The 21,873-nt window shown below is 68.9% G+C and carries 24 protein-coding genes; 20 read left to right on the forward strand and 4 right to left on the reverse strand.

Going from position 1 to position 21,873, the window contains the following annotated elements; all coding sequences use genetic code 11:
- Positions 1 to 34 precede the first annotated feature (34 nt).
- The 4 genes from thrB (at position 35) to prmC (ending at position 5,215) form a co-directional block, all read left to right on the forward strand.
- On the forward strand, positions 35 to 892 hold the full coding sequence (gene thrB / locus ACO0LU_RS03855; RefSeq protein ID WP_424790090.1) for a homoserine kinase: 858 nt from the start codon (positions 35 to 37) through the stop codon (positions 890 to 892).
- A gap of 230 nt (positions 893 to 1,122) precedes the next feature.
- The gene (gene rho, locus ACO0LU_RS03860) at positions 1,123 to 3,207 is read left to right on the forward strand and encodes a transcription termination factor Rho (RefSeq protein WP_424790091.1); all 2,085 of its coding nucleotides are present in this window, start codon (positions 1,123 to 1,125) and stop codon (positions 3,205 to 3,207) included.
- 42 nt (positions 3,208 to 3,249) lie between these two features.
- Positions 3,250 to 4,329, forward strand: coding sequence for a peptide chain release factor 1 (gene prfA / locus ACO0LU_RS03865; protein ID WP_424790092.1), 1,080 nt, complete (start codon positions 3,250 to 3,252; stop codon positions 4,327 to 4,329).
- Positions 4,316 to 5,215: a peptide chain release factor N(5)-glutamine methyltransferase gene (gene prmC / locus ACO0LU_RS03870; protein ID WP_424790093.1), complete on the forward strand. Its 900-nt coding sequence runs from the start codon at positions 4,316 to 4,318 to the stop codon at positions 5,213 to 5,215. Before prfA ends, prmC begins: the two co-directional genes overlap by 14 nt.
- Here the strand turns inward: prmC and ACO0LU_RS03875 are convergent.
- Positions 5,148 to 5,573, reverse strand: coding sequence for a VanZ family protein (locus ACO0LU_RS03875; RefSeq protein WP_424790094.1), 426 nt, complete (start codon positions 5,571 to 5,573; stop codon positions 5,148 to 5,150). The two genes, prmC and ACO0LU_RS03875, sit on opposite strands and share 68 nt — an antisense overlap.
- A 77-nt stretch (positions 5,574 to 5,650) precedes the next feature.
- Between ACO0LU_RS03875 and ACO0LU_RS03880 the strand changes: the two genes are divergently transcribed.
- The 14 genes from ACO0LU_RS03880 to ACO0LU_RS03945 all read left to right on the forward strand — a co-directional run bounded on the left by ACO0LU_RS03880 (position 5,651) and on the right by ACO0LU_RS03945 (position 16,698).
- Positions 5,651 to 6,379 (forward strand): L-threonylcarbamoyladenylate synthase, encoded by a 729-nt coding sequence (locus ACO0LU_RS03880; RefSeq protein WP_424790095.1) that lies wholly within the window; start codon positions 5,651 to 5,653, stop codon positions 6,377 to 6,379.
- The gene (locus tag ACO0LU_RS03885; RefSeq protein ID WP_424788583.1) at positions 6,376 to 7,488 is read left to right on the forward strand and encodes an MraY family glycosyltransferase; all 1,113 of its coding nucleotides are present in this window, start codon (positions 6,376 to 6,378) and stop codon (positions 7,486 to 7,488) included. The genes ACO0LU_RS03880 and ACO0LU_RS03885 overlap by 4 nt, the downstream gene beginning before the upstream one ends.
- A gap of 44 nt (positions 7,489 to 7,532) precedes the next feature.
- Positions 7,533 to 8,129, forward strand: coding sequence for a hypothetical protein (locus ACO0LU_RS03890; protein ID WP_424790096.1), 597 nt, complete (start codon positions 7,533 to 7,535; stop codon positions 8,127 to 8,129).
- 121 nt (positions 8,130 to 8,250) lie between these two features.
- The gene (atpB, locus tag ACO0LU_RS03895) at positions 8,251 to 9,048 is read left to right on the forward strand and encodes a F0F1 ATP synthase subunit A (RefSeq protein WP_424790097.1); all 798 of its coding nucleotides are present in this window, start codon (positions 8,251 to 8,253) and stop codon (positions 9,046 to 9,048) included.
- A gap of 99 nt (positions 9,049 to 9,147) precedes the next feature.
- Positions 9,148 to 9,363, forward strand: coding sequence for an ATP synthase F0 subunit C (gene atpE / locus ACO0LU_RS03900; protein WP_424788580.1), 216 nt, complete (start codon positions 9,148 to 9,150; stop codon positions 9,361 to 9,363).
- 28 nt (positions 9,364 to 9,391) lie between these two features.
- Entirely contained in the window at positions 9,392 to 10,000 is a 609-nt protein-coding gene (locus tag ACO0LU_RS03905) for a F0F1 ATP synthase subunit B (RefSeq protein WP_424790098.1), read from the forward strand.
- The gene (locus ACO0LU_RS03910; RefSeq protein WP_424790099.1) at positions 10,000 to 10,815 is read left to right on the forward strand and encodes a F0F1 ATP synthase subunit delta; all 816 of its coding nucleotides are present in this window, start codon (positions 10,000 to 10,002) and stop codon (positions 10,813 to 10,815) included. Before ACO0LU_RS03905 ends, ACO0LU_RS03910 begins: the two co-directional genes overlap by 1 nt.
- 54 nt (positions 10,816 to 10,869) lie before the next feature.
- Entirely contained in the window at positions 10,870 to 12,501 is a 1,632-nt protein-coding gene (gene atpA / locus ACO0LU_RS03915) for a F0F1 ATP synthase subunit alpha (protein WP_424790100.1), read from the forward strand.
- Between the two features lie 3 nt (positions 12,502 to 12,504).
- On the forward strand, positions 12,505 to 13,398 hold the full coding sequence (locus ACO0LU_RS03920) for a F0F1 ATP synthase subunit gamma (RefSeq protein ID WP_424790101.1): 894 nt from the start codon (positions 12,505 to 12,507) through the stop codon (positions 13,396 to 13,398).
- A gap of 26 nt (positions 13,399 to 13,424) precedes the next feature.
- Positions 13,425 to 14,894: a F0F1 ATP synthase subunit beta gene (gene atpD, locus ACO0LU_RS03925; protein WP_424790102.1), complete on the forward strand. Its 1,470-nt coding sequence runs from the start codon at positions 13,425 to 13,427 to the stop codon at positions 14,892 to 14,894.
- Positions 14,895 to 14,931: 37 nt separating this feature from the next.
- On the forward strand, positions 14,932 to 15,228 hold the full coding sequence (locus tag ACO0LU_RS03930) for a F0F1 ATP synthase subunit epsilon (RefSeq protein WP_424790103.1): 297 nt from the start codon (positions 14,932 to 14,934) through the stop codon (positions 15,226 to 15,228).
- A gap of 21 nt (positions 15,229 to 15,249) precedes the next feature.
- Entirely contained in the window at positions 15,250 to 15,660 is a 411-nt protein-coding gene (locus ACO0LU_RS03935; RefSeq protein WP_424790104.1) for a DUF2550 family protein, read from the forward strand.
- A 17-nt stretch (positions 15,661 to 15,677) separates the two neighbouring features.
- Positions 15,678 to 16,373: an endonuclease NucS gene (nucS, locus tag ACO0LU_RS03940; RefSeq protein WP_424790105.1), complete on the forward strand. Its 696-nt coding sequence runs from the start codon at positions 15,678 to 15,680 to the stop codon at positions 16,371 to 16,373.
- A gap of 28 nt (positions 16,374 to 16,401) precedes the next feature.
- The gene (locus ACO0LU_RS03945; RefSeq protein WP_424790106.1) at positions 16,402 to 16,698 is read left to right on the forward strand and encodes a hypothetical protein; all 297 of its coding nucleotides are present in this window, start codon (positions 16,402 to 16,404) and stop codon (positions 16,696 to 16,698) included.
- Positions 16,699 to 16,741: 43 nt separating this feature from the next.
- Here ACO0LU_RS03945 and ACO0LU_RS03950 read toward each other — a convergent pair whose 3' ends face one another.
- Positions 16,742 to 18,217: a glutamate-cysteine ligase family protein gene (locus ACO0LU_RS03950; protein ID WP_424790107.1), complete on the reverse strand. Its 1,476-nt coding sequence runs from the start codon at positions 18,215 to 18,217 to the stop codon at positions 16,742 to 16,744.
- 212 nt (positions 18,218 to 18,429) lie between these two features.
- Here ACO0LU_RS03950 and ACO0LU_RS03955 point away from each other — a divergent pair, with 212 nt between their 5' ends.
- Positions 18,430 to 19,215, forward strand: a complete 786-nt coding sequence (locus tag ACO0LU_RS03955) for an alpha/beta fold hydrolase (protein ID WP_424790108.1) — start codon at positions 18,430 to 18,432, stop codon at positions 19,213 to 19,215.
- Positions 19,216 to 19,217: 2 nt separating this feature from the next.
- Here the strand turns inward: ACO0LU_RS03955 and ACO0LU_RS03960 are convergent, their stop codons facing one another.
- On the reverse strand, positions 19,218 to 19,643 hold the full coding sequence (locus ACO0LU_RS03960) for a hypothetical protein (protein WP_424790109.1): 426 nt from the start codon (positions 19,641 to 19,643) through the stop codon (positions 19,218 to 19,220).
- A gap of 20 nt (positions 19,644 to 19,663) precedes the next feature.
- On the opposite strand from ACO0LU_RS03960, the gene ACO0LU_RS03965 reads away from it, so the two are divergent.
- On the forward strand, positions 19,664 to 20,155 hold the full coding sequence (locus ACO0LU_RS03965; protein WP_424790110.1) for an N-acetyltransferase family protein: 492 nt from the start codon (positions 19,664 to 19,666) through the stop codon (positions 20,153 to 20,155).
- Positions 20,156 to 20,197: 42 nt separating this feature from the next.
- On the opposite strand, the gene ACO0LU_RS03970 is transcribed toward ACO0LU_RS03965, so the two are convergent.
- Positions 20,198 to 21,793, reverse strand: coding sequence for a DivIVA domain-containing protein (locus tag ACO0LU_RS03970; protein ID WP_424790111.1), 1,596 nt, complete (start codon positions 21,791 to 21,793; stop codon positions 20,198 to 20,200).
- Positions 21,794 to 21,873: the final 80 nt, after the last annotated feature.

The raw sequence follows: 21,873 nt of genomic DNA on the forward strand, positions 1-21,873 counted from the left end.
GGTGCGGCTGGTCGGTGATCAGGTCACCGTGACGGTGTCCGCCACGTGCGCGAACCTGGGTCCGGGTTTCGACTCGTTCGGACTGGCCGTGGCCATCCATGACGTGGTGCAGGTCCGCGCCACCACCGGCGCCACCCACGTGCACGTCAGCGGCGCCGGGGCGGGAGAGGTGCCCGACGGCGAGGAGCACCTGGTGGTCCGCGCGATGCGGGTGGCCCTGGACCAGGTGGGCGCCCCGCAGGCGGGGCTGGAACTGCGATGCGCCAATGCGATCCCGCACGGGCGCGGACTGGGGTCCTCCGCCGCAGCGGTGGTCGCCGGGTTGCTGGCGGTGCGGGAACTGATCTCCGAGCCCGAGGCCCTGGACGACGGGCTCATCCTGCAGTTGGCCACCGAACTCGAAGGCCACCCCGACAACGCCGCCCCGGCCCTGCACGGGGGCGCCACCATCGCCTGGACGGACCAGGGACAGGCCCGCGCGGCACAGGTGCCGGTGCACGACCTGGAGGTCACGATGCTGATCCCGCAGCGCCGGCTGTCCACCTCCCGGGCTCGTACCGCGCTTCCACGAACCATCGCCCACGCCGACGCCGCCGCCAACTCCGCCCGCGCCGGGCTGCTCACGCTCGCACTGGGCAGCCGCCCGGATCTGTTGTTCGCAGCCACCCAGGACTGGCTGCACCAGCGTTACCGGGCCGACGTGATGCCGGAGAGCCTGGAGTTGCTGGACCGGTTGCGCCGGGCGGGCCTGCCTGCGGTGATCTCCGGAGCCGGACCCACCTTGCTGCTGTTCGGGACCCTGCCGGCAGAGCAACTGGCCACCATCCCGGCCGGCTGGCGAGTGCGCCACCCCGACGTCGACCGGCACGGACCCCGGGTCACCGCGCCCTGAGGGGCCCGGCGTTGATTCCTGGGGAGAATGCGGTGCTAGGCTTGCATCGCACCCCGGGCGGGCGTGGACACGCCGCCGTTGACCAGGGTGTACCCCCAAAGTTTTCAGGCGCTGTGGCGCGGGCCGGTGCTTTCCGACCGTGCGGCGCACCGACGCCGGTGATCGCACCGGCAGACTCTCGTGCCTGGGCCCGGTGACCGGGCTCTGGTCTCATCGAGGGAAGGAACCTCGTGACCGATACCACCAACGCCCCCGGCGGCGACCTCAGTACGCTCAAGGTTGCCCAGTTGCAGCAGATCGCGGTCGAACTCGGCATCAAAGGTGCCCGGCGGATGCGCAAGAGCGATCTGATCGACGCCCTCCGCTCCGGTCAGGGCGGCCCGTCGGGTGACTCGGGTCAGGGCGGCCCGGCACAGCCCGAGCGCCCGGCCGCCACACCCAGGCAGGGCACACTCGACGATGACGGCGGTGCGGCCACCGCGAGCGGAGATGGCGCCCCGGGCGGGACGGATCCGCGCCAGGATGCACCGGAGGACGGCCCGCAGCAGCGCAGCCGTGCTCCTCAGGGTCCCTCCGGCGGTGCCGGTGACTCCGACCGGAACGGGAAGAAGGATCGGCAGGGCAGGCAGAGCCAGCAGGACCAGCCCGGTCGGCAAGACCGGCAGGATCAGCAGGGCAAGCAAGCCCAGCAGGGCAAGCAAGCCCAGCAGGGCCCGTCCGGTAAGCGGGGCCAGCAGGATCAGCAGGGCAAGTCGGATCAACAGGGCAAGCAAGCCCCGCAGGACCAGCAGGGCAAGCAAGCCCAGCAGGACCAGCAGGGCAAGCAAGCCCCGCAGAACCAGCAGGGCAAGCAAGCCCAGCAGGACCAACAGCGCGGCCAGGGTGAGAAGTCCGGGCAGGGCGACCGTCGTCGTCCCAGCGTCGATGACATCCAACTGCCCGAGCCGCGCGGCCTGGACTCCGAGGGCGACCAGCGCCGTCGTGCCACCCGCGGCCAGGGAAGTCCGGGGCCCTCCGATGGCGACTTCCGCCCCGATGACTCCGACCGCGGTAACCGGCGGCGCCGGGGGCGCGAGCGGAGCCGGGACCGCAAGCGTCGCGGTGGGCGCTCCGAGGAGGCGAACTACGACGACGTCGAGATCTCACCTGATGATGTGCTGATCCCGATCGCGGGGATCCTGGACATCCTGGACAACTACGCATTCGTGCGGACCTCCGGGTACTTCCCCGGCTCGAACGACGTCTACGTCTCGCTGAACCAGGTGAAGAAGCACGGGTTGCGCCGAGGTGATGCGATCGTTGGTGCGGTCCGGCAGCCCCGGGAGGGCGAACAGGCGAACCAGCGGCAGAAGTTCAACGCCCTGGTGCGACTGGACACCGTGAACGGGGCTCCGGCCACCGAGGCGCTGGACCGTCCCGAGTTCGATTCGCTGACGCCCTTGTACCCCAGCGAACGCCTGCGACTGGAGACCACGGCCGCGAACCTGACCACCCGGGTCGTCGATCTGGCCGCACCCCTTGGCAAGGGCCAGCGGGGGTTGATCGTGGCGCCGCCCAAGGCCGGCAAGACGGTCCTGCTGCAGCAGATCGCCAATGCGATCTCGGACAACAATCCCGAGGCTCACCTGATGGTGGTGCTGGTGGATGAGCGCCCCGAAGAGGTCACCGACATGCAGCGCGCGGTCAAGGGTGAGGTCATCTCCTCCACCTTCGACCGACCCGCCTCGGATCACACCGTGGTGGCCGAACTGGCGATCGAGCGGGCCAAGCGGCTGGTCGAACTCGGCCAGGATGTGGTGGTGCTGCTGGACTCCCTGACCCGGTTGGCGCGCGCCTACAACCTGGCCCTGCCCGCCTCCGGCCGGGTGCTCTCCGGCGGCATGGATGCTGCGGCGCTGTACCCACCGAAGCGGTTCTTCGGTGCCGCGCGCAACATCGAGCACGGGGGATCCCTGACCATCCTGGCCTCGGCTGCGGTGGAGACCGGTTCGACCATGGACGAGGTGATCCTCGAGGAGTTCGAGGGCACCGCGAACTCCGAGGTGCGGCTCAGTCGCGAACTCGCGGACAAGCGGATCTTCCCGTCGGTGGACGTCAACGCCTCCAGCACCCGCCGGGAGGAGTTGCTGATCGGGGAGGGCCAGTTGCAGATCGCGTGGAAACTGCGCCGCAGCCTGGCCGGGAAGAGTCCCCAGGAAGTGATCGAGGCGTTGTTGACCCGGATGCGTGGTTCGGCCACCAACGCCGAGTTCCTGGCCACCGTGAACAAGACCACCACCTCCACCGGCAGGGCCGCGAGCAAGGCTGCCAACTGAGCATCCGGTGTGCCGGTGGGCACCGTCTGAGAGGCTGTCGTGATGAGTGAGTTCGACGGCGTCGAGGCGCTCTTGTCCGAGTACACCCGGATCGAGGAGGATCTGGCCGACCCGGACGTGCACGCCGACACTGCCCGGGCCCGCTCGCTGGGGCGGCGTTACGCCGAACTCGGCCGGATCGTGGCGGCCTACCGGGAGTGGACCCGCGCCCGGGGCGACGCCGAGGCCGCGCGCGAACTCGGCCGGGACGACCCAGGGTTCGCTGCCGAGGTGGAGCCGATGGAACGGGCCGAGGCGGCCGCAGCCGACCGGTTGCGCCAGTTGCTCATCCCGCGCGACCCCGACGACGGGCGTGACGTGATCCTGCAGGTCAAGGCCGGCGCCGGGGGAGAGGAGTCGGCGTTGTTCGCTGCCGACCTGCTACGGATGTACCTACGCTTCGCCGAGCGGCAGGGATGGTCGACCCAGGTGCTGGACACCACCGCCTCGGACCTGGGCGGGATCAAGGACGTCTCGGTGGCGATCAAGTCCCGGTCCGCCGATCCCGGCGACGGGGTGTGGGCCCATCTGAAGTTCGAGGGTGGGGTGCACCGGGTGCAACGCGTGCCGGTGACCGAGTCGGCCGGGCGGATCCATACCTCGGCCGCCGGCGTCGTGGTGTTGCCAGAAGTGGAGGATCCCGGTGAGGTGGAGATCGCCGCCAACGACCTGCGGATCGACGTCTACCGCTCCTCCGGGCCCGGTGGGCAGAGCGTGAACACCACCGACTCGGCGGTCCGGATCACCCATGAGCCCACCGGGATCGTGGTCTCGATGCAGAACGAGAAGTCGCAGTTGCAGAACCGCGAGGCCGCTATGCGGGTGCTGCGCGCCCGGTTGCTGGCCGCACAGGCCGAGGCCGCTGCTGCTGAGGCCGCTCAGGCCCGCCGGTCCCAGGTGCGCACCGTGGACCGCAGCGAGCGGATCCGCACGTACAACTTCCCCGAGAACCGGGTGGCCGACCACCGCACCGGGTACAAGGCCTACAACCTGGACCAGGTACTCGACGGCGACCTCGGCACGTTGATCGGCTCGGCGATCGAGATGGAAGAAGCGGAGCGGATCGCCGGTGCCACCCAGTGAGGACCGATCGGCCACACCTGAGCAATCGGTTCTGCGCCACCTGATCAGGGCCGCGACCGCCATCCTGACCGAGGCACAGGTGCCCAGCGCCGAGTCCGACGCGATCAGCCTGGCCGAGCACGTGCTCGGCATCGACCGCCTTGTCCTGGTGATGCCTCCGCCGCTCCCGGAGGAGTTCACCGCTGATTACGCGGCCGTGGTGGAGCGGCGGCGGCGCCGGGAACCACTGCAGCACATCACCGGCCGTGCGCACTTCCGGCACCTGGCCCTACAGGTACGCCCGGGGGTGTTCATCCCGCGCCCGGAGACCGAGGTCGTCGCCGAACACGCGGTATCCGCCGCGCACGCTGTGCGCCGGGCCGGCCGTGATCCGCTCGTGGTGGACCTGTGCTGTGGTGCCGGGCCGATCGCCGTCTCGGTGGCAAGCGAGGTCCCCGGCTCGTCGGTGCTGGCGGTGGACGCCGAGGGCGCCGCGGTGGACCTGACCCTGGCCAACGCCGCCGCCGCGCGCGTGCGCATTCGGGCGATGGTCGCCGATGTGCGTCAGGAGGACCTCCTGGCCGACCACGAGGGGCAGGTGGACGTGCTCGTGGCCAACCCGCCCTATATCCCTCCCGATGCGGTACCGCAGCAGCGCGAGGTTCGCGAGCACGATCCGGACCTGGCCCTGTACGGGGGCGGCCCGGACGGGCTCGATATCCCCCGCGCCGTCATCCGCGCCGCGGCCCGGCTGCTGCGGCCCTCAGGCGTATTCATCATGGAGCACGCCGAGGTGCAGGCCGGCGCGGTACGTGAGGTGGTCAGCGACACCGGAGGCTTCACCGAGGTGTCGACGGCGGAGGACCTGAGCGGGCGGGCGCGGATGGTGCTGGCCCGGCGCCGCTGAGTCGGTGACGCGTGATCACACCGGCCAGGTACCAACCCAGGGCCACCCCGCCGAGGTTGGCCAGCACGTCCAGCCAGTCGCCACCGCGTCCGGGCAGGGCCAGGTGCTGGATGAGCTCGCTGGCGAAGGCGTGCGCGATCAGTGCCGGAGCCAACCAGGCCAGGGACAGTCCCAGCAATCGCCCGGTGAGGATCACGCCGGCGAAGATGAGCATGTGTGCGACCTTGTCCGCACCGGGCACCTCCACCTCGGCGACCGCGGGCACCCTGGGCAGGTAGAGCACCAGCAGGTGCACCCCCACGCTGACGGCGAAGGCGATGCGCAGCAGGACCGCATGGGCCCGGGAGGCAGAACTCACCAGCACACCATGGCACGAGACACCATGGCACGAGCCGGAGCCACGACGGCAGCGCCGGTCATGGGAGACTTTGTGCCGTGACTGAGCACAACCTGCGCGATTGCACCGAGCCGGCCACCTGGTGGCCGCATGTGGACGAAGCCGTGCGCACCCTGTCCCGGGGGGCGCTCGCGGTCATTCCCACCGACACCGTCTATGGGATCGCCGCCGACGCCTTCACTCCGGACGCGGTGGATGCACTGCTGGCGGCCAAGGGCCGCGGACGGCAGATGCCCCCACCGGTGCTGATCGGTGATGTGCGCACGCTGGACGGCCTGGCCATCGAGGTGCCCCAGGTGGTGCGTGACCTGGTGGAGCGCTTCTGGCCGGGCGCGCTGACCGTGATCCTGCCCGCCCAGCCCTCGTTGATGTGGGACCTGGGCGAGACCGAGGGCACAGTGGCGCTGCGGATGCCGGACGAGGAGTTCACCCTCGCTCTGTTGCGCAAGACCGGGCCGCTGGCGGTCTCCAGCGCGAACCGTACCGGGCAGCCAGCGGCGCTGAGTGCGGCCGAGGCGGCCGAGCAACTGGGCAGTGCGGTGAGCCTGTACCTGGACGGCGGACCGGCGACGGGGCAGCAGCCCTCGACGATCGTCGACGCCACCGGGGAGCGGCTGCGGATCGTTCGTCAGGGAGCGATCAGTGCCGAGGAACTAGCGCAGGTGGCGCCGGAACTGGCGCCGGAACCGGCAGGGGAGTCGGACCGGTCCGGGGATCCGGAGCCGGCACCAATCTCCGATACGGCCCGGGAGCCTGACAACCAGTGAGGATCTACCTGCTCCTGATGGCGGTGGCCGCTGCCGTGAGTTTCCTGGCCACCCCGCTGGCATGGCAGGTGGCGCATCGGCTCAAGGCGGTCACCCCGGTGCGGGATCGGGACGTGCACACCGCACCCACACCTCGACTGGGTGGGGTGGCGATCTTCCTGGGGCTGGCCACTGCGATGGTGGTGGCCGCCCAGGTGGAGTTCCTCGAGCGCGTCTTCGCCGACAATCTGCCCTGGGCGATCCTGATGTGCGCGGGTCTGATCTGCCTGCTCGGGGTTGCCGATGACATCTTCGACCTGGACTGGCTGACCAAACTGGTCGGGCAGGTCCTCATCGCCGGACTGCTCGCCTGGCAGGGTGTGCAGTTGATCACCTTCCCGGTGTTCGGACTGACCATCGGCTCCTCCCGGCTGTCTCTGGTGGCCACCGTCATCGCGGTCGTCTTCGCGGTGAACGCGGTGAACTGGGTCGACGGCTTGGACGGCCTTGCCGCCGGCGTGATCGCGATCGGTGGTGCGGCCTTCTTCGTCTACACCTACCTGCTCACCCAGATCACCAGCCCCACCGACTACTCCAACCTGGCCACTGTGGTGATCGCCTGCCTGGTGGGGGCCTGTGTGGGGTTCCTCCCGCACAACTTCTTCCCCGCGCGCATCTTCATGGGTGATTCCGGAGCGATGATGCTGGGCCTGGTGATCTCGGCCGCAGCGATCGTGGTGACCGGTGACATCAACCCGGGCCTGATCGCCACCCGCCAGGCTTTCCCGGCGTTCGTCCCGATCCTGCTGCCGTTGGCGGTGCTGATGCTCCCGCTGCTCGATGTGATCATCACGGTGCTGCGCCGCCTCGCCGCCGGCAAGTCCCCGTTCCACGCCGACCGTAAACACCTGCACCACCGCCTGCTCGACCACGGCCACTCCCACCGTCGTACCGTGGTGATCCTGTACGTCTGGACCGCCGTCTTCGCCGCGTCGGCGGCCGCCACAGCGATCTTCCCGGTCGGGTGGGTGATACTGGGAACGGTGGTCGCCGTCGTCCTGGCCGTGTTCATCTCCGTGGTGCACCTGCCGGTACGCACCCCGCAGGGCTGGCACAGGATGCGCCGCTGACCACACCGCACCGCCCCTCCCCGAACGGTCAAGGACCTCACCCCGTGAACGAACCCGTCTTTCTCAACGACGCCGTGGTGCGCACCAGCGCCATGCTCGACATGATCCGTACCGTGCTGCGCCGGATGCTGCTGGCCACGGTGATCGGCGCGGTCCTGGGAAGCGGGATCGGGTACCTGATCGCCCAGATGCCGGGTGTATGGGCGGCACTGGTAGCCGCCGGGATCGGCCTGTTCTTCACCGGAACCACCGTGCTGCTGATCTACCTGGTGGTCGGGCGCGGTCCCGAACTGCTCCAACTGGTGCTGCTGGGCGGGTGGATCATCAAGATGGCGGTGGTCCTGGTGTTGCTGCTGTGGTTGCGGAACCTGGATTTCTACCACCGGGAGACCTTCGTCGGGGTGCTGATCCTGCTCGCCCTGACCCTGGTCGCGGTGGAGTTGGTCACAGTCATCCGGACCCCGCTGCCCGCCGTCGACCTGTCCCAGCGCGCACCGCTACGGCCCGGATTCCCCGTCGACGCCGACCAGGAAGCGACGGTGACGTCCGCGGCATCGCCCGACGATGCACCCGGCCCGGACGCCACCGCGGGGAAGGACCCCGGCGGTGAACACGGCAGGGATCAGGATCAGGTAGGCTGATCGCCGTATTCCCACCCCCGCGCCTGTCGCCCTGCCCCTGACCTGCCTCTGAGCGAGGTCACGGGCCGGAGGTTCCCAGGCCACGCATCTGAGGGAGAGAGTCCTGTCCGCCGCTGCCCCCATGCCCCTCGTCGCGGCCGCTGACGACCCCGCCGAGTTCCACGCCCCCGGGATGGAGGAATTCTTCCCGGAGATGATCTTCGGACAGCCGGACGGCTGGTTCGCCTTCGACCGGCTGATGCTGGTCCGCCTCGTCGTGGTCGCTGTCCTGCTGCTGCTGCTGTGGCTGGCGGTTCGCCGGGTGACGCTGGTGCCCGGCCGCGGTCAGGCGGTCGTGGAACTGCTGGTGGACTTCGTCCGTCTCCAGATCGTGGAGCAGATCATGGGCAAGGAGCGCGCCAAGCCCTTCCTGCCGATGCTCACGGTCATCTTCGTGACGATCCTGGCGATGAACCTGGCCAGCGTGATCCCGTTCCTGAACATCGGTGGCACCTCGCGGGTCGGCCTACCGCTGGTGATGGCGGTGTGGGTGCTGCTGACCTACCTGGCCGCAGGTGTGCGGGCCCAGGGGCTGGGCAAGTACCTCAGGGGCCAACTGTTCCCCCCGGGCATCCCGTGGCCGATGTACTTCATCATCACCCCGATCGAGATCCTGCAGGTGTTCATCCTGCGGCCGGCCACGCTCACCCTCCGTCTCACCGTGGCCATGGTCGCCGGGCACCTGATGCTGGTGCTGGCATTCGCCGCGACCCACTTCCTGCTCCTGGAGGCCAGCGCGGGGATGACCGTGTTCGCCCCGGTGACACTGTTCGGTGGCCTGTTCATCACGGTCCTGGAAGTGTTCATCTCGGTCCTTCAGGCCTTCATCTTCACCATCTTGTCCGCGGTCTACCTCAACTTCGCGTTGGAAGACCACTGACGGGCCGGGCCGGGAACGCCCGGCCCCATGTTCGTCTCACCGAACTACCCTGAACTACACCACCGACGCCCAGCCCGGGCGCCATAGGAAGGAAACACAGTGGATAGCAACGTCACCGGCAACATCGCCACCATCGGTTACGGTCTTGCGACCCTCGGACCCGGTGTGGGTCTGGGCATCATGATCGGCCAGACCCAGGCGGCCACCGCGCGTCAGCCTGAGGTGTCCGGCCAACTCTTCCGGAACATGATCATCGGTGCCGGTCTGATCGAGGTGCTCGGCCTGCTGGGTCTGGTCGCGGGCATCATCCTCTGATACCAGCACAACGCTGAAAGAGGTGCCCATGCAGTACATCCAGTCACCCGCTGTGATCCAGGCGGACGAGTACGAGCCGAACCTGTTCGTGCCCCCGGGCTACGACATTCTCTGGTCGCTCGTCGTCCTGGTGATCATCGGCTTCTTCTTCTACAAGTTCCTGCTGCCGCGGATCAACGCGGTCCTGGACGAGCGCGCCGCCAAGATCGAGGGCGGGCTGGCGCTGGCCGAGCAGGCTCAGGAGGATGCCGCGGCGGCCAGGAGCGAACGGCAGGAGGAATTGGCCCGGGCTCGTCGCGAAGCGGCGGAGATCCGGGAGGACGCCAACGCCCAGGCCGCCCAGATCGTGGCCGAGGCGCGCGAGCAGGCCAAGGCCGAGGCGACCCGTCTGGTCGAGACCGCGAACCGGCAGATCGAGGCCGAGCGCCGCACCGCGGTGGTGTCACTGCGCTCCGAGATCGGGGGGCTTGCCACCGAGCTCTCCTCCCGGATCATCGGGGAGGCACTGGCCGACGATGCCCGCCAGTCGCGGGTGATCGATCGTTTCCTGGATGAGTTGGAGGCCGGCACCGGCGAGCAGGAACTCGCCGACGCCGGTGTCTCGGCTGACACCGGCCCGGCTGACCAGGAGAAGTGATGCGGGCAAGTAGTCAGGCCTCCCTGGAGGCGGCCGAGCAGCGGTGGGAGCCCGTGCTGGCCGGTGCCGGAGAGAACGCGCTGGAGCTGGGCACCGAGCTGTTCGCCGTCGTGGACGTGCTGGACGGCTCGGCGGCACTGCGCCGCGCCCTGACCGACCCGGGCCGGGACGGAGCGGACAAGGCCCAGGTGGTGGCCGACCTGCTCGGAAACAAGGTCTCCGAGGCCGTGGTGGACCTGGTCTCGGGGATGGCCCGCAGTCGCTGGTCGTCCGAGGGCGACATCGCCGACGCGTTGTCCCAACTCGCGATCGACTCGATGCTGGCCAGCGCCTCCGCCGCCGACTCCCTGGAGCAGGTCGAGGACGAGGTGTTCCGGGTGGGACGCCTGCTCGCCGCCAACCGCGAACTGCGGCTGGCGCTAGCGGACTCTGCGATTCCGGTGAGCCGGCGGCAGGAGTTGCTGCGCACCGTGTTCGCCGACAAGGTCAGCCCCGCCACGGCCACCTTGCTGGACCGCTCGCTGGGCAGCCTCCGGCATGCCTCGCTGGCGGCGGCACTGACCGAGATCAGCGAACTGGCGGCGCACCGCCGTCGTCGGCTGGTGGCCGTGGTGACGGCCGCAACCCCGCTGACCACCGCCCAACGGGACCGGCTCGGAGAAATCCTTGCCCACTCCTACGGGCGCCAGGTCCAGGTGAACGTGGCTGTGGACCCCACGGTGCTGGGCGGGGTGAGGATCCAGATCGGTGACGACGTGCTGGACGGCACCATACTGACCCGTTTGGACGACGCCCGCCGGCGCCTCGCCGGCTGAACGAGACGAAACGATCGCCCACCCGTGGCGGTCAGGAGAAAAGGACGAGAAACGATGGCTGAGTTGACGATCAAGCCCGAGGAGATCCGCTCGGCGCTGGATTCCTTCGTGCAATCCTACGAGCCGGCAACCAGCGTGGCCGAGGAAGTCGGCACCGTGATCCTGGCCGGGGACGGAATCGCCCAGGTCGAGGGTCTGCCCGGCGCGATGGCCAACGAACTGCTGCGCTTCGAGGACGGCAGCCTGGGCCTGGCGCTGAACCTGGACGTGCGCCACATCGGTGTGGTGGTCCTGGGTGAGTTCGCCGGGATCGAGGAGGGCCAGCAGGTGCGCCGCACCGGGGAGGTGCTGAGCGTTCCGGTGGGCGATGGCTACCTCGGCCGCGTGGTGGACCCACTGGGCCAACCGCTGGACGGCCTCGGCGAGGTCGAGACCGATGGCCGGCGCGAACTTGAACTGCAGGCGCCCGGGGTGATGATGCGTAAGAGCGTGCACGAGCCGCTGCAGACCGGGATGAAGGCCATCGACTCGATGATTCCGATCGGCCGTGGCCAGCGGCAGTTGATCATCGGTGACCGGCAGACCGGGAAGACCGCGATCGCCCTGGACACGATCATCAACCAGAAGGCCAACTGGGACTCCGGTGACCCGACCAAGCAGGTCCGCTGCATCTACGTGGCAGTGGGTCAGAAGGGTTCCACGATCGCCTCGGTGCGCGGTGCCCTGGAGGATGCCGGCGCGCTGGAGTACACCACGATCGTTGCCGCCCCGGCCTCGGACCCGGCTGGGTTCAAGTACATCGCTCCCTACACCGGCTCGGCGATCGGCCAGCACTGGATGTACGGCGGCAAGCACGTGCTGATCATCTTCGATGACCTGTCCAAGCAGGCCGAGGCATACCGCGCGGTCTCGCTGCTGTTGCGCCGTCCCCCCGGCCGTGAGGCATACCCCGGTGACGTGTTCTACCTGCACTCCCGGCTACTGGAACGGTGCGCCAAGCTCTCCGATGAACTCGGTGGGGGTTCGATGACCGGGCTGCCGATCATCGAGACCAAGGCCAACGACGTCTCGGCCTACATCCCGACCAACGTCATCTCGATCACCGACGGGCAGATCTTCCTGCAGTCGGACCTGTTCAACGCCAACCAGCGCCCGGCGGTGGATGTGGGGATCTCGGTCTCCCGAGTCGGTGGTGATGCCCAGGTGAAGGCGATGAAGGCGGTCTCCGGAACGCTGAAGCTGGACCTGGCCCAGTACCGTTCGCTGGAGGCCTTCGCGATGTTCGCCTCCGACCTGGACCCCGCCTCGCGCCAGCAGCTCACGCGGGGCGCCCGGCTGATGGAACTGCTGAAGCAGCCTCAGTACACCCCCTACCCGGTGGCCGAGCAGGTCGTGTCGATCTGGGCCGGCACCAAGGGGTACCTGGACCAGGTCGAACTCGATGACGTGGTCCGGTTCGAGCGGGAGATGCTCGACCACGTCGGGCGTACCACCGACGTGCTCGATGAGATCGAGAAGACCGGCAAACTCGAGGACTCCACGATCGAGGCGATGACCAAGGCCGTGGAGGACTATCGCGACACCTTCCTGGGCACGAATGGCAAGCCCCCGGTTGGGCACGAGGTGGAGGACGATCCCGAGGTCGACATCGACCAGGAGCAGATCGTCGGGCAGAAGCGGGGCTGACCAATGGCAGTGTCCCAACGGGTATACAAGCAGCGCATCCGCTCCACCCAGACTCTGAAGAAGATGTTCCGGGCGATGGAGTTGATCGCGGCCTCACGGATCGGTAAGGCCCGTGACCGTGCCCTGCAGACCGTGCCCTACACGCGCGCCATCACCCGTGCGGTCTCGGCGGTGGCCACCCACACCGACATCGCCCACCCGCTCACCTCCGAGCGTGAGGACACCAGCCGGGTCGCGATGCTGGTCATCACCTCCGACCGGGGGATGGCCGGCGCGTACTCGGCGATGGTGCTGCGCGAGGCCGAACGGCTGCGCGAGCATCTGCAGGACGAGGGCAAGGAGATCGACCTGTACGTGCTCGGCCGGCGCGGGGTGAGTTTCTACACCTTCCGTCAGCGCACCATCGTGAAGTCCTGGACGGGTGATTCCGATTCGCCCAGCCTGGACCGCGCAAACGAGGTGGCCGACACCCTGCTGCAGGCATTCCTGACCGACCCTGAGCATGGCGGCGTTGGCGAGTTGCACGTGGTGTACACCCGGTTCCGCACCATGGTCTCCCAGGATCCCCAGGTGATCCGGATGCTGCCGCTGGAGGTGGTGGAGGGGGTGGCCGAGCCCGGCACCGATGCCCTACCGCTGTACGACTTCGAACCCGACGCCGATGAGGTGCTGGACGCCCTGCTGCCCCGGTACATCCGGATCCGGATCTTCTCATCGATGATGCAGGCCAGTGCCTCCGAACTGGCAGCGCGCCAGCGGGCCATGCACACGGCCACCGAGAACGCCGAAGACCTCATTCGTAACTACACGCGGTTGGCCAACCAGGCCCGGCAGGCGGAGATCACCCAGGAGATCAGCGAGATCGTCTCGGGTGCAGACTCCATGGCCGCGAGTTAAGCCCACCACAGGAGAAGGACGCCACTATGACTGCCACCGAGACCGCTGGCCCGGACACCACCGAGCGTGAGCCGGGCGTGGGCCGGGTTGCTCGGGTGATCGGCCCCGTCGTCGACATCGAGTTTCCCCCGGACGCCCTGCCGGAGATGTACAACGCACTGAAGACCACCATCACGATGGGTGCCGACGACGCCGGCACCGAGATGACCTTGGAGGTCGCCCAGCACCTGGGGGACAACCTGGTCCGGGCGATCGCACTCAAGCCCACCGACGGCCTGGTCCGCGGTGCGCAGGTGCGCGACACCGGTGAGTCGATCACCGTGCCGGTTGGTGATGTCACCAAGGGCAAAGTGTTCAACGTGATCGGTGAGCCGCTCAACCTCGAAGAGGGCGAGACCCTGGATGTCACCGAGCGCTGGTCGATCCACCGCCAGCCACCGGCCTTCGACCAGCTCGAGTCCAAGACCCAGATGTTCGAGACCGGCATCAAGGTGATCGACCTGCTCACCCCGTACGTGCTGGGCGGCAAGATCGGCCTGTTCGGGGGCGCCGGTGTCGGCAAGACCGTGCTGATCCAGGAGATGATCCAGCGGGTGGCCCAGGACCACGGTGGTGTGTCGGTATTCGCCGGCGTTGGTGAGCGCACCCGTGAGGGCAACGACCTGATCGTGGAGATGGAGGAGGCCGGCGTCTTCGATAAGACCGCGCTGGTCTTCGGCCAGATGGATGAACCGCCGGGCACCCGGCTGCGGGTGGCGCTCTCGGCGCTGACCATGGCGGAGTACTTCCGGGACGTGCAGAAGCAGGACGTGCTGCTGTTCATCGACAACATCTTCCGCTTCACCCAGGCCGGCCAGGAGGTCTCCACGTTGCTGGGCCGGATGCCCTCGGCGGTGGGCTACCAGCCGAACCTGGCCGACGAGATGGGCCAGCTGCAGGAGCGGATCACCTCCACCCGGGGGCACTCGATCACCTCGCTGCAGGCGATCTACGTGCCCGCCGACGACTACACCGACCCGGCGCCGGCCACGACGTTCGCCCACCTGGACGCCACCACCGAACTCTCCCGTGACATCGCCTCGCGTGGGCTCTACCCCGCGGTGGACCCCTTGGCCTCGACCAGCCGGATCATGGACCCGCGCTACCTGGGCGAGGACCACTACCGCGTGGCCACCCGGGTGAAGGCGATCCTGCAGAAGAACAAGGAACTGCAGGACATCATCGCCATCCTGGGTATCGATGAGTTGTCCGAGGAGGACAAGATCACGGTGAACCGGGCCCGGCGGATCGAGCAGTTCCTGTCCCAGAACACCTACATGGCCGAGAAGTTCACCGGTGTGGTCGGCTCGACTGTGCCGCTGAGCGAGACGATCGAGGCGTTCGGCAAGATCGCCGACGGTGAGTACGACCACGTCGCCGAGCAGGCCTTCTACAACATTGGTGGCCTGGAGGACCTGGAACGCAACTGGGACCGGATCCAGTCCGAACTGCGCTGACTGAGCCAGAGCGAGTGACGAGAAGAAGGAGGGCGACGTGCCACTGACTGTGGAAGTGGTCTCCGCCGAGCGCCTCTTGTGGGAGGGCCAGGCGAGGTCGGTCTCTGTCCCGGCTTCGGATGGCGATCTCGGTATCCTGACCGGGCACCAGCCGGTGCTGGCGGTGCTGCGCACCGGGAAGATCCGGATCGATGCCATCGAGGACCAGGACATGGAGATGCAGGTCGACGGTGGATTCCTCTCCGTGGACCAGGATCAGGTCACCGTGGTCATCGATCCGAGCACCGCGAGTATCGACGGGGCGCCCCAGGCCCAGACACCTGGGCAGGACTGACGTGCACGGACCGGGGAGGCGATGGCCACCGCACTGATCTGGATCGGCGGGCTCCTGGCGGCCAGTCTGCTCCTCGCCGGGTTGTTGCTGTGGCGCCTGCACGCACTGGGGCGCCGGGTCGGATCCTTCGAGTGCGCGGTCCGGGAGGGTGAGCACTGGCACGCCGGGATCGCCACCTACACCCGCTCCGGTCTGGACTGGCACCGGGTGGTCTCCCTGTCGTTGCGCCCGAGCCGCCGCTGGCAGCGGGAGAAGCTGGTGTTGCTGGCCCGCCGGAATCGGCAGGTCGATGGCAGGGCCAGCCGGGTGGTGGAGATGCACTGCCGGCACGAGAACAGCGAGTTCTACCTGGCCGCGCAGAGCAGCGCCCTGGACGGTCTGGTGTCCTGGCTCGAGGCCGCCCCACCCAGGTCGACGAACGAGACCATCTGAGGAGTTGAGGCAGGACCGTGCGGATCGTCGTCGCCGAGTGCGCCGTGGACTATTCCGGCCGGCTCAGTGCGCACCTACCGCTGGCGCCCCGGTTGCTGATGGTCAAGGCCGACGGGTCGGTGCTGGTGCACTCCGACGGCGGTTCCTACAAGCCACTGAACTGGATGAGCCCGCCGTGCACGCTCACCACCGCGCCGGCCGAGGGCGCCGAAGCCGAAGCCGGCGCCAGCCAGGTGTGGACCGTGCAGGCCACCAAGAGCGATGACCAATTGCGGATCGTGCTGCATCGGATCATCTCCGACACCTCGGTGGAACTGGGTGTCGACCCGGGGCTGATCAAGGACGGCGTTGAAGCACATCTGCAGGCTCTGCTGGCCGAGCAGATCGACCTGCTCGGCCCCGGGCACGCCCTGGTTCGCCGTGAGTACCCCACCGCGATCGGACCGGTGGACATCCTGGCGCGGGACAACGCGGGCACGGCGGTGGCGGTGGAGATCAAGCGGCGTGGCGACATCGACGGCGTGGAGCAACTGACCCGCTACCTGGATCTGCTCAACCGGGACCCGCTGCTGGCCCCGGTGCAGGGAGTGTTCGCCGCCCAGGAGATCAAGCCGCAGGCCCGGGTGCTGGCCACCGACCGCGGAATCCGGTGCATGGTGCTGGACTACGACGCCATGCGCGGGGCCGATGACCCCAGTTCACGACTGTTCTGAGGAGTTGCACGTGGGCCACAATGGGTGGATGGCCCGCCGATCCCGTCGCCGTCCCTACCGCGATCCGCACCGGGAACTGGACCCGGACATGGTGCTGCGTGGGATGACGCGCACGGAGACCGGTCCGGACGGGCTGCGCTGGCGGGTGCGGACCCTGGCAGGGGGGCAGAAGGACTACATCTGCCCGGGTTGCAAGCACACCATTCCGGCAGGAATCGAACATGTGGTCGCCTGGACCGAGGAGCACTTGTTCGGGGCTGAGGCAGGACTGGCCGAACGGCGGCACTGGCACAGCGGTTGCTGGCGGGCGCGGCGGTTCGGGTAGCGGCGGGCAGGTCGGTTCGAGAGTCCCGGTCAAGGAAGCCAGGTCACGGTAGGTCCCAGGTGTGCACCGGCGCATTGCTGTGCATGCCCTCGGTGTAGAGACCGAGCATCCGTACCAGGGCCTCATCGCGGTCCATCCCCGAAGACTCCAGTCGGCGGACGGCTTCGGCCTGCCACCAGGCCCCGTTGCGGCGCAGTTTGCAGCGCTCCTCCACGATGCCCAGGTACCGGTCCACCACCCGCGCCGAGACCCGCCGTCGGGTCAGCCCCTCGGCAGCCAATGGCAGGAGGTGGCGCAACATCAGTTCGTCCCACGGCACCTCGCCGAAGCCGGGCCAATAGAACCTGGCGTCCACGCCGGTCCGGGCGCCCTCAGCGAAGTTCGAACGGGCCGCCTCGAAGGACATCTTGGTCCAGGCCGGCCGGTCGTCAACGGCCAGCATCTCCACCGCGCCGTAGTAGAACGCGGCATTGGCCAGCACGTCCACCACCGTCGGCCCGGCCGGCAGGACACGGTTCTCCACCCGCAGGTGCGGGCGCCCCTCGACCACGTCATAGATCGGACGGTTCCAGCGGTACACGGTGCCGTTGTGCAGGCGCAGTTCCTGCAACTTCGGCGCCCGGCCCGCGGCGAGTTCCGCCTCGGGGTCCTCCTCGGTGGTCTCGGGCAGCAGGGCGGGGTAGTAACGCACGTTCTCCTCGAACAGGTCGAAGATCGAGGTGATCCAGCGGTCCCCGAAGTAGACCACCGGGCGGACCCCCTGGTTGCGCAACTCGGGCGAGCGGGTGTCGGTGGCCTGGAGGAACAGTTCGGTGCGGGTCTCGGCCCACAGGTGCTTGCCGAACAGGAACGGCGAGTTGGCGCCCAGGGCGAGTTGCGGCCCGGCCAGGAGTTGGGCGGCGTTCCAGGTGGGCGCGAAAGCGTCGGGAGTGACCTGCAGGTGCAACTGCACCGAGGTGCAGGCCGACTCCGGGGCGATCGTCGGGGTGAGCATGCGCAGGTGCTCGACCCCGCTGATGTCGAGTTCGATGTCCTCGCGCCGGGAGGAGAAGATCGCCTCCTCCAGGGCCCGGTACCGCTCGTTCGCACTCATCCAGTTGCCGGTCAGGTCCTCGGTGCGCAGGGTGGGCAGCACCCCGATCATCACGATCGAGGCGTCGTGCTTGGCGGCTTTGGCCTCGGCCTCGTTCATGGAGGTGCGCAACTGCTCCTCCAAGTCGATCACGGCGTCACCGGGTAGAGGTTGGGGCGGCACGTTCAACTCGATGTTGTAGCGCGCGAGTTCGGTCTGGAAGGCTGGGTCGGCAATCGACTGGAGCACCTCGGCGTTGGCCATCGCCGGCCGCAGGGAGGAATCCACGAGGTTCAGTTCGATCTCCAGTCCGGTCAGCCGGACTTCGGTGTGGAAGGCGTCCTCCGCCAGCATCCGGGCGAAGACGTCCAGGCAGCGTCGAACCTTCTCCCGATAGCGCAGGCGCTGCTCGCGGCTGAAGGTAGAAGTGGAGATGTCATCACCCATCGTGGATTACCCCTCCGGTGCTGGCCTGGCCTCGCGATGAGTCACAGCAAACCAGGCTCCGGCGGCCCTGTCACCCGGGCGCAGCCCGCGGCGGAACAGGACCGGCGCCGGCAGCGGCAGGGGCACGGTTGGGCAGATGCCGCCGTGATGGGCAATGCTCTAGTCTGGACGGTGAGTGCGCAGTGGAGTCAGTGTCAGTCGAAGGGGACACCATGGTCGCCGTCGTCCATCATCACGGTCCGTCGACCGGTGCCGGCGGCCTACCACTGGTGCTGCTGCACGGATTCCCGTTGGACTCCCAGATGTGGGCCGAGGTGATCGCCGAACTCCCGCAGATCCCGGTCCTGGCGGTGGACCTGCCCGGGTTCGGTGCGGCGCGGGAGGCGGCCGAGCCCGACGGCGCGACGTTGGAGTCCTTTGCCGATGCCGTCGTCGGGTCGCTGCGGGATGCCGGGGTGACCCGGGCCGTGGTGGCGGGTCTGTCGATGGGTGGATACGTCCTGATGGCGTTGGCCCAGCGGCACGCCGACCTGCTCGCCGGAGTGGGGCTGCTGGACACCAAGGCCGGGGAGGACACCGTGGAGGCACGCACCGGACGACTGTCCGTGGCGAACCGTGCCCTCGGCCCGGACGGGGCGCAGGCGGTCGCGGGGATGATCGAGGGCCTGCTCGGGCCGACCTCGCGCGCAAAGAGGTCTGATGTGGTGGAGCAGGTCCGGCACTGGCTTGCCCAAGCGCCCCCGGAGGGAATCGCGGGCGCGCAGCGGGCGATGGCCACGCGCCCGGACCGGCTCGCGGTGTTGCAGACCCTCCAGGTCCCCGCCCTGGTGCTGTACGGCTCCGAGGACGCCCTGGCAGGCGCGGAGGCGCATGAGGCGATGGCGCAAGCCCTGGGAACCGAACCGGTGGTGGTCGAGGGGGCCGGGCACCTGAGCGCGGTGGAGGAGCCGGCGGCCGTGGCCGAAGCGCTCGCCCAGTTGTACCAACGCAGCATTTGAGGTCAGTCCTGTGTGCGCCAGCCCGGCAGCAGCCGCTCCAGGGCCTCGGTCAGGTCGAGGGACTCACCGTCCTTACCGCCGGCGCCGAGCACCAACGGTGGCCGGGCCGGCTCAGGTCGCACCCCACGGAGTCGGTCCAGCAGGCTCAACGGCGCGGTCAGGACGTAGAAGTCCGCCTCGGTACTCACCCCCGCACTGGCGTCGCTTCGCAGGTACCAGCCGGTCAGCGGGGTCCGTGCCGACGACGAGCCGCCGTACCCACGCACGCGCAAGGGCTGCGGCGCGAGGTCGGCACGGGTGGCCGCGGAGACGAACTCCCGTAGCAGCGCCTCAGCACGTTCGTGCTCGGCGTCCTTGCGCGCCTGAAGGCGTTCGGCATGGATGCGGGCGGATTCGGTGCGTCGAGTGGCCCAGTCGGAGTCGTGCACATGGCGTAGTCTGCCTCATCGTGAGACAGGGTAGACAGCGCGCGGCTATCCGATCGGCAGGACCGGGGGACGCCGAGATCCTGGCGCAGGTGCACATCAGAACGTGGCAGCAGGCGTTCGCGGACCTGCTTGCGGCCGAGGTGGTGCAGGCCCACGCCGCCAACGCGGCCGAGCAGTGGGCCCGCAGACTGGCCGACCCGGGCCACGCGGCCTACTGGGTAGCCGAGCGGGCCGGGCAGGTGGTGGGCTTCTCCTGGGCCGAGGCCGCCGGCCCGGGCCAGGTGCGGCCGCTGGAACTCATCGGTCTGTACGTCCTGGAGGAGCACTACGGCACCGGCGTGGCCGACGACCTGCTCGTCTGCGCAGTGGGTGAGGCGCCGTGCTTCCTCTGGGTGGCTCGTGACAATGCCCGGGCCCGGTCGTTCTACGCCCGCCACGACTTCGTCACCGACGGGCAGGTCCGGCGGGCGCAGGAGTTCGGCGGTCTCCCCCTGGTGCGGATGGTGCGCTGAGGCGGCCTACGGGAGTATCGGAGGCCTCAGGCGGCTCGGTGCTCAGCGCTGCGGCTCGTCGTCCTCGGCTACGCCGATGGGTTCGATGACCACGGTCTCATCCTCGGCCTCAACCTGCTCCTCGGCCACTTCCTGCTCGTCCGCGACGGCATCGGCCATCGCCTCGGCCTGAGCCTCGGGGCCGGCTGGATCATCCACGGGGCCCGGTTCGGCACCCACGGCGGCCATCACCTCGGTGGGCTGGGCATCATCGGTCACGGGTTCGGCATCGGCGTCGGCCTCGGCGTCCCCGCCCGTACTCGTGGCTGTTCCCACGTCCCCGTCCGCACCCACATCCGGATCGGAACCGGTCTCGGCACTGGAGCCCGAGATCTGCTCCGGCGCCGAGCCCTGGTCGGCCAGTTCCGCCGCCTGGTTGAGTTGTCCCGACCCCAACAGCCCCCGCAACTCATCGAGGTAGCCGGTGATGGTCCGACGCTGATCCTCGAGCTCATCGAGGTGGCGCTGGGCGCTGCGGCGCTCGCGGTCGGTCTCGGCGCGAGTGTCGGTACGCAGCCGGTCGGCGTTCTCGCGCGCCTCGGTGGTGATCCGGTCGGCACTGGCCTGGGCATCGGCGATGATCTGAGCGGACTGCTCCTCGGCCGATGCGCGGACGTTCTCGGCCTGCTCCAGTGCCTCGGCGACCCGGGCCTCGGCATCCGCGGCGTGCCTCTGCGCCTGGGCGATCATGTTCTCGGTCTCGGCCCGGGCCTGCTCATGGTTCGCGGCGTCTGCCTCCTCGGCGGCCTGGCGACGGGCGGCGATCTCCAGGGCCGCCTCCTCCTGCAACTCCGCGACGGACCGGCGGGTTGCCTCGGCCTCGGCGTTGGCGGCACGCAGGATCTCGCTGGCCTCGGTCTGGGCGGTGGCGCGGACGGCATCGGCCTCCCGGATCGCATCCTCGCGCAGTGCCTCGGCCTCGGCACGAGCCTGGGCGCGCAACTCCTCGGCCTCGGCCTCACTGGCAGCCTTGAGTTCGCGGGCGGCGCGCTCACTGTTCACCCGCACCTGGGTGGTCTCGTTCTCCGTGGTGGCGCGCAGCGTGCCCAGTTCACGGTCCAGGCTGGCCCGCTTCTCGCTCAGTTCGGCGTTGGTCTCACTGGTGATCCGGGCCGCCTCGCGCTCGGCGGAGGAGACCAGTTCCTCGGCGCGGCTCTGGGCGGAAGTGATGGTGCCCTCGGCCTGGGCCTGGGCGGACTGCCGCTCGGTGGCCGCATCCCGGCGGGCGCTGGCGAGTAGTTCGGCAGCCTCGCTCTCTGCCTGTTCGGTCAGGTGCTCGGCGTTGGCGTGCGCGCGGGCCACGATGTCCTTGGCTTGGGCGTCCGATTGGGTGAGCAGGTCCGCAGACTGCTCCTCGGCGGAGCGGAACAACTGCTCGACCCGGGAGCCCAGGCCGGAGTAGGAGGGCTTCTCGGCCTCACGCAACTGCGCCTGCGCCTCGGAGAGTTCGCCGGAGATCTGCATGTTCGCCGTGTCCAGCGCCTCCACCTGTTCGCGCACATCGTCCAACTGGCGTTGCAGCGACTGGATGTGGTGATCGACCTGGGCGCGGTCGTATCCACGCATGACGACAGGGAAGTTCGAACCGGCCTCGGCCACGTGGCCTCCTTCGCTAGGGATGAGCAAACCACAGCGTAGTCCGTCTGGATCGGGGCGCCCAAGGGGAGCCGGCGGAACCG

This window comes from Pseudactinotalea sp. Z1748 (assembly GCF_049725185.1).
In the GTDB taxonomy this organism is placed as follows: domain Bacteria; phylum Actinomycetota; class Actinomycetes; order Actinomycetales; family Beutenbergiaceae; genus CALKWS01.